The sequence below is a fragment of the Glycocaulis sp. genome (assembly GCF_050485565.1).
GTDB lineage: Bacteria > Pseudomonadota > Alphaproteobacteria > Caulobacterales > Maricaulaceae > Glycocaulis.
The window spans coordinates 19725-33077 of sequence record NZ_JBJHBQ010000014.1 but is presented as its reverse complement, the minus strand read 5'-3'; the positions used below and the strand labels follow the sequence as shown (position 1 = coordinate 33077).

Here is a 13353-nt window from a genome sequence, read left to right as displayed (position 1 = left end):
ACCTGTGTCGAAACCCCAAGGTGGTCGCCCTGAAGGTGGCATCAAAGCCGCTAGCCGCGATCTCGGCATCAACCGCGAAGACGCCCGCCGAGCAACCAAGGTCGCCGGTCTGTCTGATGAGGCCAACGAGACGGCTCGGGAGGTGGGTCTGAATTTAATTGACTCTAGGCCATTGGCCAGTGACCGTGGGGGGGTCAAATGGGGAGGCTAGGGCGATGGCGAATGGTGATGGTGGAATTGAATCCAATAGAAGCGTTTGGATTAAAACTGATAATGCCGACCTAAATAAACCCTGCGAAGCTGAGATATTCCATCCTGAGGGTCAGAGCGAGCACGTTGCTTACACACCCCTAGGGAACCTTGATAAATATGACTATATTAAATTAAGGGTAGGCTCCGGAAGAGAATTCCGTTTCGAATTGAAAAATATTGATAAGGCAGATAATACTCTTTCTTTCGTCGAAACATCAAATAATTTACCGCATAATGACCCCAATAAGAAAATAAAACTTCACACCCCAATGCGCGCTCGATTGCAATTTGTCGATAATAGATATGTCAATATTATTTTTGACGAATCTGTTTTAGAGGTGTTGAGGGGGTGCTATCCCCCTCAACAGTGATTACATGTCAGTTTATGGTCTCCAACTCGCGCGTGAACTTGCGTTCCTCTTGTTGGGCGCGCCATGCTGGCCAGTACTTCAGGTATGGCTTCAGCTCAGGGTCATGAAGCGCGGCTTCGACCGTCCAGCGGTTCAAGGGCTGGCCGTCGCGGCACGTTACCTTCACGGTGATTCCGTCATTCACCTCGATGATTTCAGCCTTGGGCTGCATCGAAGCGCGAAGCAGGGCGACGAGGCCATCCTTCAGCCCCCGTGGCATTTCGAAATCGGCCAGTAAATCGTGATACCGATTGCGAATCTCATTTTCCTTGGCACGGCGCTGATAGTTTTCCTGCGCCTTGTCGGCGTCGGCCATAAGTCCCTTGAGTTCCGCGATCTCAGCGTCACTTTGGTATTGCACCTCACGGCGCACCTCGTTCACGACGGGGGGCAGCTTGTAAGTACCATCGGCGGCGGGGTGATAAAGATCGGCCCATCCTTCGGGGGCGTGCGAGATATTCGACAAGACCTCCGGCAAAGGGCCGTTGTCGTAATTGATTTTTGACGGGTGCATGGGTCAGTCCTTTCCAATGGTTTCGAGGCTTCGCAGTGCCTCGTTCGTGGCGTTTTGTGCGACTTCGCCCATCATCGCTTCCGGGTCCGTGGCGGCGCGGCGGGTGAAGTCCACGAAGGACCGGCCAGCGAGTTCCGCACGGGTTTTCGCAGTTTTGAGACGGCCCAGGCGGTCCAGATCGGCTGCGTGGCGGGCTTGGCGGTAGCGAAGGCGGATCGCGTCCAACTCGGTTTTGGCGAAGCCCGACAACATGGCGGGCGCTGACAGGGCGGCGGCGGTGATGGTGTCATCACCTTCAGAGATTGCCGTGGTCAGCGCCTCGCGCCGGGCGTCCGGCTTCATGCTGGCGAGCCTTGAGCGGATTTCGCACGCAAGGGCAGGATCACCGGGCGGCGGGCTTGAGGTCACATGTTCCAAGCGCGCGATTTCCGCGTCCAGCGTATTGAGCGCCGAGTCGATGGCCGTTGTGCCGCGTTCGGCCACTGACAACACCGTTGATTTGAGTTTCACGGCGCGAGCGGCGGGCGTCATCGTCCGGTCGCGCTTTAGCGCTTCGGACAGGTCGCGGCTGCGCTCGGCAATCTCGCGTGAGGTTTTCAGGGCATGGGCGAGGTGCGCTAGCGCATGGTCCGGTTCGGCCTCGCCGGTGCGCGGATCGCGTTTTCGCAGCGCATCGGCGGCGGCTTCGTTCAGGGAAGTCGGGACTCGGAAGTCGTCGGACATGGAGGTTTCCTTCTAAAAAAGCCCTCTGAGGGTCTGCACGCCTTCGGGGCGGGTGGGACGTTGTTTGGCGGCGGCCAGCAAGGCCCCGGCGGCGGCGTTGATGACGTCATCATGGGCACCCGGCGCATGGTCGATGCTGTCGCGGCCACCACGGGCCGTTTTGCGCTCAAGACTAGTGAGCTGAGACAGGAGCCGGGGGTTATCGAGGAGTCGCACCTCGCCAGCGGACAGGCGGGGCAGGAGTTCGCGGTAGAGGTCCGATTTTGGTTTGGCTGACGCCGTGTACTTCATTCCTGCACGCGAAAATGCGGTTTTCGGAAAGTCGCCGCCAAAGCGGTCGCCGGTGATCGCCGAAACGCTGTAACGGCGAAAAATGGCCGCTAGCTCGCTGGCAACCTCATCCGGGTTAAAGGGCGGGCGGCGCTCGTACAGCAGGTCCAGAATGAGCGTGCCATCCGATTCACGATGGGCGATGGCCCCCGTGAAGGCGTCCTTGCCGCCGCCGCCTGCGGGATCGGCGAAGCCGACATAGCGCACAGTCTTGATGGGCTGGCGCAGCGTGACGCCGGTATCAGTCGAGGCGTCGACCGTCTCTTGCGGGATGAACGACTCAACATCGCTGCGGAATTCCGCGCCATACTCGGCGCGAGCCGATGCGGGATCGCGTTCCATGGCCCGGTCCACAACCGACTGGGGAAGGCTTGGGTTCAATATTCGGGACGCGGCTTGCGCAACAAGGATGCGCGGATCGCCGTCCCGGCCATGATGCGAGCGGTAGGCCGCATACAATTCGCCCCGGCGCGCATAAGGTGATGATGCAGCGATCAGCGGGCCGCCAGTAGTCGCCAGACAGGGACGGGCGGCGGCCAAAATCTCTGTATCAGGATTTGCCGCGTGTTCATCGGTGCGCCAGAACGCGATTTCATCCGCCACAACTGCAATGGCGGTCAGGCCGCGCAAGCGGCGGAAGTTGGCGCTTCTGGCCTCCAAAACAATATTATTTTTTAACTGTATAGCATCCGCCGTCCGCGAAACGATGACCCCCTGAAGGGGGACCCCCCCTCCCATAAGCGCGCCCTCCGCATAGGACAGGACAGAGCGCGCTTGGCGAAGGTCAGCGGCCACGACAAGGCCGGTCCCGGTCTCGCCCGGCTTCAGGTCATCGCGCCAGTCGCAGAGGCCTCCAAGATAGGCCAGCAGGGTGGCCATAGCAGCGCTCTTGCCACCTCGACGGCCTACGATGGCCCATAGCTCCGAAACGGCCTCTGACGGGCTTTCTGTGCGGCCTGTCAGCAGCGTAAACGCCGCCAATTCCTCCGCCGTCAGCGCTTCGCCCATGGCCGCTATCAGCAAGGCGCGCCACCCAAGCCATGATGGGCCGGGCAGGGCGTTGCCAAGTAGCGCCGGATCGGCCAGAGCCTCGCGCATGGATACCAGCGGCTTCATCGGGCCTTGCCTTCAAGGTAGGTGCCCAGATCAGAGTTGACGGCCTTGGCGCGGCGCTCAAGGCCGACTGACTCCAATAGCCTGCGCAGGCTACCAGACGCGCGCTGGTGCAGGTCCAGCGCCTTAGGGTCAGCCTGCCCAGCCGATGCGAACTCGGCTTCCATGCGCTCGCATTCCACGGTGATGGCAGCAGCGCGCCTCAGGATCGCTAACTCAGCAGCGGTGACTTCGGAGTCGCCACCCTTGTCGCTGACATGAGACGCCAGCACCTCTTTATATCGCCTCGCCCACAGGCTTCGCCCGTCAGCGGCCAATAGCGCAGCAGACCCGTTGGCAACACGGGTGCGGGCCATGGGCGATGGGCCGGTGATGGGGGCGGTTTCGGGGGGCATATTTCCTCGCTGGCGGACATGATGCGGACACCATCTTCAATATAGCGGAAAAGCGTAGTATAAACAATAGCAAGGGATTACAGACCCACAGATTAGGACTCTGTTGCTAACACTTTGTTCCTTTTGCGTTCTCAGGCGCGCAAGAAAAATCATCGGAGGGGGTCAGTTTGAGGGGCTGGCCATCGGCCATGATCCAGCGCACACGCTCGCCGGGGGTGTTCCAACGGCGTTGGAACGTTGGAACAGCGTTGGAACGGACTAAACTATTGTTAAGCAACACATTTCACTGTTCTGTTCCAACGTTCCAAAGGAATCTACAAAATTACCCCCCCCTACCTATTCCGTTACCTGACACACCTCCGGGCGCAGGGGGGGGTGTGTTTTGGTGTTTTTCGTTGGAACGTTGGAACGGGGGGCGGATTCGCCTTATTCCATTGGGGATTCGGCGTTCCAAAGCGTTGGAACGGCGTTGGAACGCTTTGGAACAGCACCGGCCCATGAGCACCGGCCCACGGGCCACGCAGCTACATCATCTCGTTTAGGTCTGTCATGGCCTCGCCGCGAACCATGGCCCAGACGGGCTTGCCGCCCAGCCTGACCTTCCTGCGCGTGAATCCGAGACTGGCCGCCGAGTCCCTGACGGCCTGCGCGTCCTGCGCTTGGCGGTGTCGCACGCCCAGCATGTCATAGAGGTCGGCCATCGTGATATAACCTTGGGCCTCGCCAAACTGATCCTGCATGGTTTCGGCGTAAGGATGCTGGAGCGTCCGCGCCTCGGTGAGTTCGGCCTGAACAGCCCAGAGGTGTTCGGGCAGGGTGATCGCCTCGCCCTTGGCCTCTCGTGCCGCCGCCTCGCCATACAACTGGCCGATGTCGGCCCGCAGCGCGTCGAGGTCGATTTGTCCCACGGCGATGGGCAGGAAACGACGCGCACCGGTCGAGTCCTTCAGGTACGCCGTTGAGTTCGTGGTGCCGACGCAGATGAATTGGCGCGGCACGGCGCTGGCCACACTTGCGTATGCCACACGGGCGCGGTCCGTTGACGCGCTGAGGAACGCTTTGACGGCTTCCACCTCATGCGCTCGCCCCTGAAGCTCGGCCAGCTCCAGTATCCACGCCCCACACGTGTTTTCGATCACCGTTTTGGGATCGGACGACATCTTTAGTGAGTCCGAGAACCAAGCGTCCTCCAGCGCGAGGATGCGAACGAGGCTGGACTTACCGCACCCCTGCTTACCCTCAAGGATCATGGCCGTATCGAACTTGACTCCAGGACGGCGCACGCGGCGCACCGCCGCGATCAGGACCAGCGCTCCCACGGCACGGGTGTAGGGCGTGTCATCGGCTTGAGCGTAGCGCGGCAACCACGTGTCCAAGCGCGCCTTGCCATCCCACGTGGCCTCCAGCGCCGCCAGCTTGTCGCGGACGGGGTGAAAGGGCGCGCCCTTCGCCTCTGCCGTGGTGTACGTCCGCAGCAGTTCCTTCGATATCCGGAAGCCGAAACGGGCTGCGAAGTCGCTGCGCATCGCGTCGAGGTCAGCGTCTCCAAGCTCGCGCAAGCCCCCGCCGTTGTCGAGGCACGCCCGGCCCGTGAATTCGTTGTGTGCCAGCAAAATGCTTGAGCGCGCGACGGCCTTGCGAAAGTTAAGCTGATCGCCACCCAGCACGGCCCCGGCTTTGCTGCGCAGAAAGTCGGAGTCAATCAGAACCTTGTGGAAGGCCCGCTCCCATTGCGGCTTCAGCCAATTGGCGGGCTGCGCTTGTTCCAGCACCTTGGCGCTGATCGGCAGGTCAAGGCAGGTCAGCAGCGCCGTGGCCTCGTCAAGCGTCGCCGCCTTAGACACAAGCTCACACATCACCCGCCATATCGCATCGGACCGTTTGCCTTCGGGCGCTCCATTCGTGATGAGATCAAGGGCGTCGGGGGCCAGGTCAAAGCGCCTCAGGATCGCGCTGGCGTCGACAGGGATCGCCCCTTGTCCCTTGGCCAAAGGCGATGGGCGCTTGGCCGTCAGCTTCGGAAAAGCGTCCAGCGGGTAAACCCGACTCGCATCGTGATTCAGCAACTCGGCGAGCACGGGTGTGCGCCCGTGGGCGGTCTTCTTGGCGTCAGGCCAGTTAACCGTGCCCGGCAATCTGAAAAGCCGATCTATATTATGTGTGGCATCACCGCCCAGTGCGTCAGCCATCGCAGATGATGCAGCCTCGGCCTCGGCGAAGCGCTCCGGAGGCAATTTCTCCGCAAGCCTCCAAAGCAGCTGCACACCCCCTCCGGACCAGACCGTAAAAGTCGGCAGCGGTAGGCCCTCCGGCCAGCCGGTCGAGGTTAGCTCGCGTAAGCGCGCCTGTTCTTCCGCCAGCGGCTTGGACTTGTCGGGGTCCAGATCGACATGGATGAACTCCACCGCCGTCACATCGGCCTTGTCGGCCTTCTTGCCCAGACCGGCGCGAGTCTCGTTGATATGGTAGTAAATGCCGCGTCTAGCCTTGTTCTTAGGCTCGATCCAGTCCGCAACATAAGCGGCTGTTCTCCCGTCGTAAGCCGCACACGTTGGTGCGCCACCATCGGTTGGAATCGCGGCCAGCAACCATGGTCCATCGGGCCTCAGCAGGCGCAGAAAATCCACGGCCTTTCCAGCATCAAGCCCTTGCAAAATTTGGTTTTTTGGCATAGATTAAATCCGAAATCTGGCTGGTTTCACAAACGACTAGGCCCCGTCTCACGGCGGGGCCTTTTTTCTGGTTATGCGCGGCGGGGGCGGCGTTCTGGTTTGACGCTTCGGTCAACTGTCCGCTTGGCCAGAAAATCCAATATCGCTTTTTCCGAATAGAGCTTGCGCCTGCCGACTTTCGTGGCAGCTAGGCCCTCGCGTTCATAGCGAGCGAGCGTCCGCGTGCTGACGCCTAGCTCAGCGGCGGCGTCAGCGGACGGCAAATAATTGTCAAGCAAGGCCAAAGCGCCCTCCGTCTGTCATGTTGGAGGACAATATAAGAAATATGACGCTTAAGCGCGGGTTAACACATTTTTCACGAATTCGTCTTGCGAAGTCCCGGAGTCCGGGCCGTCTATATTTAATTGACGCTCTTGCCGTTTGTTGGACGGAATGCGTTCACTGCGCCGCGCCTTCCTTGAACAGGTCGCCCACGGCGTTCGCCGCCTCGCGCTGCGCATCTTCTTTTGTCTTGATGTACCGCCGGGTTATGTCCGGGGTCGTGTGGCCTAGCATGTCCTGCACTACAGTGAGGTGCGCGCCAGAGGCCACAAGGTTGCTGGCGTAAAAGTGCCGTAGGTCATGCAGACGGGCGACGGGCTTGAGCACCACGCGCTCGCCTCGCGTTTCCTCTTTCACAAGGCCAGCGGCGATGCACACCCGTCGCCATGTCGCCTTGAGTTCGGTCCTATGCGCGCCAGTCCGGCCAGAGGGGAACACCCAATCACTTTCGGCTTCCTGATCGCGCTGGTTCCAAAGTTGTTTCATCAACGTGAGCGCCGCGCCGGACAGGGCGATGCGGTGTTCTTTGTTCTGCTTTGTGTGGTGGGAGGGCTTCGTCCAGAAGCCCTTGTCCAAGTCGAATTGGTTCCATTGTGCTTTAAGCGTCTCGCCACGGCGCGCGCCTGTCAGCATCAAAAGTCGGATCACGTTCGCGCCCTGCTTGTCCTGTTCGCCCGCCAGAGCGGCCAGCAGGGGGGCGATATGCTCGGTGCCGAGGGGGGCTTCGCGCTTCGCCTCCTTGTGCCGCTTGCGGGCAGGGATGGCGTGCTTCACGGGATTTGTGGCGACTCCGATAAATCCGCCATCGGCGATCATCTCTGCGAATAGTTTAGAGGTCACGGCCAGCGCCCTGTTTGCCCGATATGGCGACTCTATGCCCCGATACATCGCGCGAATGTGCTCTTGGCGCACGTCAGCGGCCTTCATGCCGCCAAGGCTTGGCAACACGTACATGTTGGCAAGCCTCTTGTAGTCGGCCCGCGTCGCCGGACGTAGTTCGGGGAAGTATGACTCTTCAAACCAAGTCCAAGCCTCCTTCACCGTCGCCGCTGCACGCACATCGCGCTCGCTCTGGAGCGGATCGCCTCCAGCGTCCACCTTCTGGCGCAATTCCTTGGCCTTGGCGCGTGCATCGGTCGCGCGCCAGTCCTCGACGCGGCCAATTGTGTAGCGTCGCTCGCGTCCGCCCTTCGTTCGGTAGTTGATGACAAAAGAGCGTGCGCCAGAGGCCGTCACGCGGACCCCGAACCCAGGCACACGCGCGTCGTAGGTTATCTTGTTGCCGGTCTCTGGCGCATCCAGCTTGCGGGCGATTGTGTCGGTGATGACGACCTTGGCCATGGCTTCTGTGTCCGCACTATGTCCGCACCCGAATGTGCAAACCGTGTCCGGATACTAGCCTTCAGTGTCCGCTTTTGTCAACGTAGCGACACCTAAAAGACAAGCAAAATCAATTAACTGAAGGCAATAGCCGGGTGTTTTCAACAGCTTGCCTAAAATGCAAAGTCAGAGACTACGAATCTGGGGGTCAGGAGTTCGAATCTCTTCGGGCGCGCCATACCTACCCATGCAACATGATGGTGAGAACGCTTGCTCCATTGTGATGATGCGTTGATGTCAGACTGGGGACTCCCTGACGTGTTTTGAGAGGCTGGCCTCTTCCGGGCGGGCCCACATATCTGAACGGATATCCCGTAAAACTTTCCGGCCCGGATCATGGGGAGGGCCGAATATGCGTCTCGCTCATCCGATCGGAGGCAGAAGCTGACGCGGAGGTCGGTGAGACGGTGAGCCCCATTGCTTTAAAACGTCTGACAGTGGCAAACGGGTTGCGGGCATTGAAGGCTCCGGCAAGCTGCCTCGCAAACACGCTATTGCCGTTGCGAGATTTGCTGCGATAGTACCGCCAGTTGGGCAACTGCGTTGCCAAACAAGGAACGCAGATTTGGACATTGAAGAGTTACGCACATTTGTCGAAGTCGCTGATGCGGGAGGCGTTTCCGCAGCTGCGCTGAGGCTCGGCGTATCCAAGTCCATCGTCAGCCGCAGGCTTGCCCGGATTGAAGCCGAACTTGGCGTATTGCTGCTCGCACGGTCCACCCGCGGCGCAGCGCTGACCGAAGCGGGCGCCACTTTCCGCGAGCACGCAGCGCGCGTGTGCGCCGAGATGGACGCCGCCCGGGAAACGATCCTGCCCGCCGGTGAACTTCGTGGCCGTCTGCGTGTCGCCGCGCCACTCTCCTTTGGTCCAACCCACTTTGCACCGGTGCTGGCAGATATGGCGCGGCGCCACCCCAGCCTGCATATCCACACCTCTTATGGCGACCGCTTCGTGGATATCATTTCAGAAGGGTTTGACTGCGCCATCCGGGTCGGCCACTTGGCCGACTCAAACCTGATCGCCAGACGCGTAGGGCCAATCTACGGCAAGCTGGTCGCGACCCCGGAATATATCGAGATGTTCGGCGCGCCGGAAACTCCAGCCGATATTGCCAGCCACGAGGCTGTCATGCAGGGCACGGAAACCTGGCATTTCATGGACGGCAGCGATGTCGTGGCGGTCCGCCCCCAGGGGCGCTTCAAGGCCGACAACGGAACGGCGCTGGTTGCTGCCGCGCTGGCCTCCGTGGGTATCGCGTATCTTCCCGACGCCCTGATCCACGAACATCTGGTGTCGGGCGCGCTTGTTCCGGTGATGAGGCGCTATCCCATCCGCGAGGCAGGGATATTCGTCATCCGGCCTCCCGGCCAGCATCCTGCCAGGAAGGTCCGGGTCCTCACCGAGATGCTGATCGAGTGCTTTGCAAAAGCACCCGACGTTGCCGGCACGCCCGGCTGAGGCGCAAGCTGGCGCTTTGCAGGGCCGTGTTCCTCTTTTCGCGACACAGCTTGCCACCGGAAGGCGCTACCGCGCCAACTTCACACATGACGATACTGACCGCAGACGATGTGGGTCCGCAATTTGTCTTCGAAGGACAGTCCCACGCGTTGTGACAGCAAAGGATATTGTCATGACTTTCAGAAACGGACTTTCCTCACTTCTCCGCCCGGAAGATTCAGTGCTGGTAATGATCGACCACCAGCCCTACCAGCTCGCCAACCTGAACAGCCACGATCCGCATATGGTGGTGAACAATGCCGCAGGGCTGGCGAAGGCCGCAAAGGTCTTCGGCGTGCCGACGATCCTGACCAGCGTCGTAGAGGATCGGGGCGGGCGCATTTTTCCCCAGATTACAGACGTGTTTCCCGGCCAGACGGTGATTGACCGCACCTTCATCAACACCTGGGAGGACCCGAAGGTGGTCGATGCGGTCAAGGCGACCGGCCGCAAGCAGCTGGTCATCGCAGGACTGTGGACCGAAATCTGCGTTGCGATGCCGGCTATCCAAGCAGCCGGCGAAGGCTGGGACGTGACGGTCATTACCGACGCGTCCGGCGGTATTTCGCTCGAGGGCCATCAGGTGGCGATCCAGCGCATGATTGCAGCGGGTATCAACATGATGACCTGGGTGGCACTCGCTTCGGAATGGCAGCGCGACTGGGCGCGGACCGAAACCGCTGCGGGGCTCGTCGACGTGGTGATCGAGCACCTTGCCGGGAGCGGCATTGCCTTTCTGTGGGAGCAGCAGCTGCTCAACACGCCGGTGCCTGACGCCGCCAGCTAGTGAGCAGGCACCTTATGAAACCGGCCTCTTCGCGCCCGGGCCGCTCGGGCGTCGTCACGGGCGCCGGGGCAGGGCTCGGGCGCGAGATCGCGCTCGGGCTTGCCTCGCGGGGCTATATCGTCTTCGGGACGGCTGCGTCCTGGGAAGAGGCTCAAGAGCTCAAAGAGGCTTCCGCCGGGCGCGTCAGCCTGATGGTTTGCGACAGCACCAAGGCCGTCGCTATCGAGGCGTGGGCCTGCGGTGTGGCGGACGCGCTCGGCCCGGCAGGTCTTGATCTCCTGATAAGCACTTCGAGACACCACGCGCGTGGACCTGTGGAGGCGCTGCCGCACGACGCCGTCCGGCATGTTTTCGAGATGAATGTGTTCGGGGCGCTGGCGGTGATCAACGCCTACCTGCCAGCCCTGCGCTGCGCGCGCGGCCGTATCGTGCAGATCAGTGACTGGACCGGGCGCGTACCGCTTGCCTTCGACGGGCCATCAGGCGCGTCGGGAGCGGCCATTGAAGCATTTTCAGCCACGTACCGCACCGAACTGAAACCGTTCGGCATTGACGTCACCCTCGTCCGGCTCGGCGCATTGAAAAATGATGAGGGGATTTCGCCGGATAGTGCGGCCCTGCCCCGGCAGTATCGCAAGCTCTATGGCAAGGCCTTTGGTAACGTGTCCGGGCGGCTTGAGGGCATGCAGGCGGCCGGTATGGACATGGCCATAGCAGCGGCGCGCATCATCGACATCGCGGAAGGTGATGCCCCGGCGAGTAGGGTGGCGGTGGGCGCTGACGCCGAGCGCATGATGCTGGCCGCCCGCGAAATGACCGAGGCGGAGCTGGAGTCCTATTTGCTTGAGATCATCGGCCTGAGCTGAGGCCGAGCCGACATGAAACTTACTTGCTCTCCTCGCGAGCGAGAACCCTCTGGACGGCGGCGTCGGCAGCCAGCCTGTCATGGAGTGCCTGCACGTTTGCGTAGGGCTCAAGCCCGCCGGGCAGCATCTTTTGCGCCCAGCGGATCATCGGAAACGCGTAGGCGTCGATCACCGAACGCCCCCCATCCAGCATGTGCTCGCGCCCGTCGAGGTGAGTGTTCAGGATGGCGAACTGCTTGGCGACCAGCTTGTGTCCTGCCTCGACAACCGCGCGCCGCGCCTCCTTGCCCTGATCGGTCGTGTAGCGGAAGGGCATGAAGACCGGCCAGAAGGCGGCATGAACGTCCGAGGTCAGAAAGGCCGACCAGCGATGCGCCTCGGCCCTGGCGCGCAGGCTGTCACCGCCGGAAAGCCCGGCTTCCGGGTGCTTGTTTGCCAGATAGTCAAGGATCGCGCCGGCCTGCGTGAGAAGCCAGCCATCATCCTCGCGGAGCGTCGGCACGGCACCGGCCGGATTCACGGCCAGCAATTCTTCAGACCCGTGCTTGACCCTGACGGCCTCATAAGGCGCGCCGATCCATTCCAGAACGATATGGGGTGCCAGCGAGCATGCGCCGGGAGCGTAGTAGAGCGTGGGCATTTCATGGTCCTTTGTGCTGGGCGATGTCCCAGGACGAAGCCGGGACACATAGGCCATTCAGGGGGCGGGTCAGTCTGGCAGGCGAACGGTCATTTCCAACTCGACCTGAAACTCTGGCGCGGCGAGGGCAGCCACTCCATATCCGGTGAGGCTGGGATGAGCGCCGTCGAAGAGTTCCAGCAGCGAAGGCATGACCTGTTCTAGCCGTTCGGGCGTGAGATCCGTGACGAGGCATCGCGCAATGACGATATCCTTCGCGCTGGCGCCAAGCGCATCCAGCGCCGCCTGCGCATTCCGGGCAACGATCTTCATCTGGTCGGCTAGATCGGCCGGAACCGGCGCACCGTCGGGCGGCACGGCGACCTGTCCTGAAATGTACGCCATGCGGCCAGGTTCGACGACCGAGATCTGGGAGTATCCGGCCGCCTCGGTGTCCGGCAGCTCCGGCGGGTTGATGCGGGCGATCTTCATGAGGGTTTCTCTCCTGCTGTAATGCTGGCGAAGGGCGCGGGGGATGATTGCCAGCCACGCTGCAACATCCCCCAAGCCTCTGGTCATTCGGGTGACAAAGACCACCCCCTCCGGCGTTACACCTGGCGGGCGAAGGCGAGCATGTCTGCGTTGATGATGTCGGGGTGCGTGGCGAACGGGGCGTGCGACAGACCCGGATAGGTCTTCAGCGTGCCGTGCTTGAGAAGCTTGATGGCCTTGTGGGCAGAGTTCTCGATCGGCACGATCTGGTCATCCTCGCCATGGATCAGCAGGACGGGAAGATTGATGGCCTTCAGGTCTTCGGTGAAATCGGTCTCGGAGAAGACAGCGATGCAGTCATAATGGGCCTTCGCACCGCCTGCCATGCCCTGACGCCACCAATTGTCGATCATGCCCTGGCTTGCCGTCGCGCCTTCGCGGTTGAAGCCGAAGAAGGGCCCGCTGGGCACATCGCGGAAGAACTGCGCCCGGTTTGTGGCCAGCGCGGAACGCATGCCGTCAAACACCTCCATCGGAACACCGTCAGGGTTGGATGCCGACTGCACCATGACGGGCGGAATGGCGCCGATCAGGATGGCCTTGGCGACGCGTCCGGCCTTGGCGCGGGCCACATAGCGCGCGACCTCGCCCCCGCCAGTCGAGTGTCCGATATGGATCGCATCGCGCAGATCCAGCGCCTCGGTGATCGCCGCGACGTCGGCCGCATAGGTGTCCATATCGTTGCCGGTGTCGGTCTGGTCAGACCGCCCATGCCCGCGCCGGTCGTGGGCGATGACCCGGTAGCCCTGCGACAGGAAGAACAGCATCTGGTTGTCCCAGTCATCGGCGCTCAGAGGCCAGCCATGATGGAACATGACAGGCTGGGCGTCTTTGGGTCCCCAGTCCTTGTAGAAGAGCTGCGTGCCGTCGGGTGTCGTGATGCTAGCCATGATAGTATTTCCTTTTGCTGATATTAAACAA

14 protein-coding genes are annotated in these 13353 nt (G+C 61.4%); 4 read left to right on the top strand and 10 right to left on the bottom strand.

Features of this window, described 5'->3' with window-relative positions; genetic code table 11:
• Positions 1-215: 215 nt before the first annotated feature.
• Positions 216-623, top strand: a complete 408-nt coding sequence (locus ACQ5ID_RS13190) for a hypothetical protein (protein ID WP_429912891.1) — start codon at positions 216-218, stop codon at positions 621-623.
• Between the two features lie 7 nt (positions 624-630).
• On the opposite strand, the gene ACQ5ID_RS13185 is transcribed toward ACQ5ID_RS13190, so the two are convergent.
• From ACQ5ID_RS13185 to ACQ5ID_RS13155, 7 genes are all read right to left on the bottom strand, one after another.
• Positions 631-1176: a hypothetical protein gene (locus ACQ5ID_RS13185; RefSeq protein ID WP_429912890.1), complete on the bottom strand. Its 546-nt coding sequence runs from the start codon at positions 1174-1176 to the stop codon at positions 631-633.
• Positions 1177-1179: 3 nt separating this feature from the next.
• A complete protein-coding gene (locus ACQ5ID_RS13180) occupies positions 1180-1899 on the bottom strand; it encodes a hypothetical protein (RefSeq protein ID WP_429912889.1) in 720 nt (239 codons plus the stop codon).
• A 12-nt stretch (positions 1900-1911) separates the two neighbouring features.
• Positions 1912-3108: a hypothetical protein gene (locus ACQ5ID_RS13175; protein WP_429912888.1), complete on the bottom strand. Its 1197-nt coding sequence runs from the start codon at positions 3106-3108 to the stop codon at positions 1912-1914.
• Positions 3109-3341: 233 nt separating this feature from the next.
• Complete coding sequence (locus ACQ5ID_RS13170; RefSeq protein WP_429912887.1) at positions 3342-3698, bottom strand: hypothetical protein; 357 nt, start codon at positions 3696-3698, stop codon at positions 3342-3344.
• Positions 3699-4261: 563 nt separating this feature from the next.
• Positions 4262-6409: a VapE domain-containing protein gene (locus ACQ5ID_RS13165; RefSeq protein ID WP_429912886.1), complete on the bottom strand. Its 2148-nt coding sequence runs from the start codon at positions 6407-6409 to the stop codon at positions 4262-4264.
• A 71-nt stretch (positions 6410-6480) separates the two neighbouring features.
• Entirely contained in the window at positions 6481-6672 is a 192-nt protein-coding gene (locus ACQ5ID_RS13160; protein WP_429912923.1) for a helix-turn-helix domain-containing protein, read from the bottom strand.
• Between the two features lie 175 nt (positions 6673-6847).
• Entirely contained in the window at positions 6848-8071 is a 1224-nt protein-coding gene (locus ACQ5ID_RS13155) for a tyrosine-type recombinase/integrase (protein WP_429912885.1), read from the bottom strand.
• A gap of 604 nt (positions 8072-8675) precedes the next feature.
• On the opposite strand from ACQ5ID_RS13155, the gene ACQ5ID_RS13150 reads away from it, so the two are divergent.
• From ACQ5ID_RS13150 to ACQ5ID_RS13140, 3 genes are all read left to right on the top strand, one after another.
• Positions 8676-9569: a LysR family transcriptional regulator gene (locus tag ACQ5ID_RS13150; RefSeq protein WP_429912884.1), complete on the top strand. Its 894-nt coding sequence runs from the start codon at positions 8676-8678 to the stop codon at positions 9567-9569.
• A 172-nt stretch (positions 9570-9741) separates the two neighbouring features.
• A complete protein-coding gene (locus ACQ5ID_RS13145; protein WP_429912883.1) occupies positions 9742-10395 on the top strand; it encodes a hydrolase in 654 nt (217 codons plus the stop codon).
• A gap of 14 nt (positions 10396-10409) precedes the next feature.
• Positions 10410-11261, top strand: a complete 852-nt coding sequence (locus ACQ5ID_RS13140) for an SDR family NAD(P)-dependent oxidoreductase (RefSeq protein ID WP_429912882.1) — start codon at positions 10410-10412, stop codon at positions 11259-11261.
• A gap of 19 nt (positions 11262-11280) precedes the next feature.
• Here ACQ5ID_RS13140 and ACQ5ID_RS13135 read toward each other — a convergent pair whose 3' ends face one another.
• From ACQ5ID_RS13135 to ACQ5ID_RS13125, 3 genes are all read right to left on the bottom strand, one after another.
• Complete coding sequence (locus ACQ5ID_RS13135) at positions 11281-11901, bottom strand: glutathione S-transferase family protein (protein ID WP_429912881.1); 621 nt, start codon at positions 11899-11901, stop codon at positions 11281-11283.
• A 69-nt stretch (positions 11902-11970) separates the two neighbouring features.
• Complete coding sequence (locus tag ACQ5ID_RS13130) at positions 11971-12372, bottom strand: RidA family protein (protein ID WP_429912880.1); 402 nt, start codon at positions 12370-12372, stop codon at positions 11971-11973.
• A 116-nt stretch (positions 12373-12488) separates the two neighbouring features.
• Positions 12489-13322 (bottom strand): alpha/beta fold hydrolase, encoded by an 834-nt coding sequence (locus tag ACQ5ID_RS13125; protein WP_429912879.1) that lies wholly within the window; start codon positions 13320-13322, stop codon positions 12489-12491.
• Between the last annotated feature and the right edge of the window lie 31 nt (positions 13323-13353).

What these genes read in the sequence shown, in the direction of transcription:
- ACQ5ID_RS13190 (WP_429912891.1), top strand. Translation starts at nt 216, where the DNA reads ATGGCGAATGGTGATGGTGGAATTGAATCCAATAGAAGCGTTTGGATT.
- ACQ5ID_RS13135 (WP_429912881.1), bottom strand. Translation starts at nt 11,901, where the DNA reads ATGCCCACGCTCTACTACGCTCCCGGCGCATGCTCGCTGGCACCCCAT.
- ACQ5ID_RS13180 (WP_429912889.1), bottom strand. Translation starts at nt 1,899, where the DNA reads ATGTCCGACGACTTCCGAGTCCCGACTTCCCTGAACGAAGCCGCCGCC.
- ACQ5ID_RS13175 (WP_429912888.1), bottom strand. Translation starts at nt 3,108, where the DNA reads ATGGCCACCCTGCTGGCCTATCTTGGAGGCCTCTGCGACTGGCGCGAT.
- ACQ5ID_RS13170 (WP_429912887.1), bottom strand. Translation starts at nt 3,698, where the DNA reads ATGGCCCGCACCCGTGTTGCCAACGGGTCTGCTGCGCTATTGGCCGCT.
- ACQ5ID_RS13145 (WP_429912883.1), top strand. Translation starts at nt 9,742, where the DNA reads ATGACTTTCAGAAACGGACTTTCCTCACTTCTCCGCCCGGAAGATTCA.
- ACQ5ID_RS13155 (WP_429912885.1), bottom strand. Translation starts at nt 8,071, where the DNA reads ATGGCCAAGGTCGTCATCACCGACACAATCGCCCGCAAGCTGGATGCG.
- ACQ5ID_RS13140 (WP_429912882.1), top strand. Translation starts at nt 10,410, where the DNA reads ATGAAACCGGCCTCTTCGCGCCCGGGCCGCTCGGGCGTCGTCACGGGC.
- ACQ5ID_RS13130 (WP_429912880.1), bottom strand. Translation starts at nt 12,372, where the DNA reads ATGAAGATCGCCCGCATCAACCCGCCGGAGCTGCCGGACACCGAGGCG.
- ACQ5ID_RS13165 (WP_429912886.1), bottom strand. Translation starts at nt 6,409, where the DNA reads ATGCCAAAAAACCAAATTTTGCAAGGGCTTGATGCTGGAAAGGCCGTG.
- ACQ5ID_RS13185 (WP_429912890.1), bottom strand. Translation starts at nt 1,176, where the DNA reads ATGCACCCGTCAAAAATCAATTACGACAACGGCCCTTTGCCGGAGGTC.
- ACQ5ID_RS13125 (WP_429912879.1), bottom strand. Translation starts at nt 13,322, where the DNA reads ATGGCTAGCATCACGACACCCGACGGCACGCAGCTCTTCTACAAGGAC.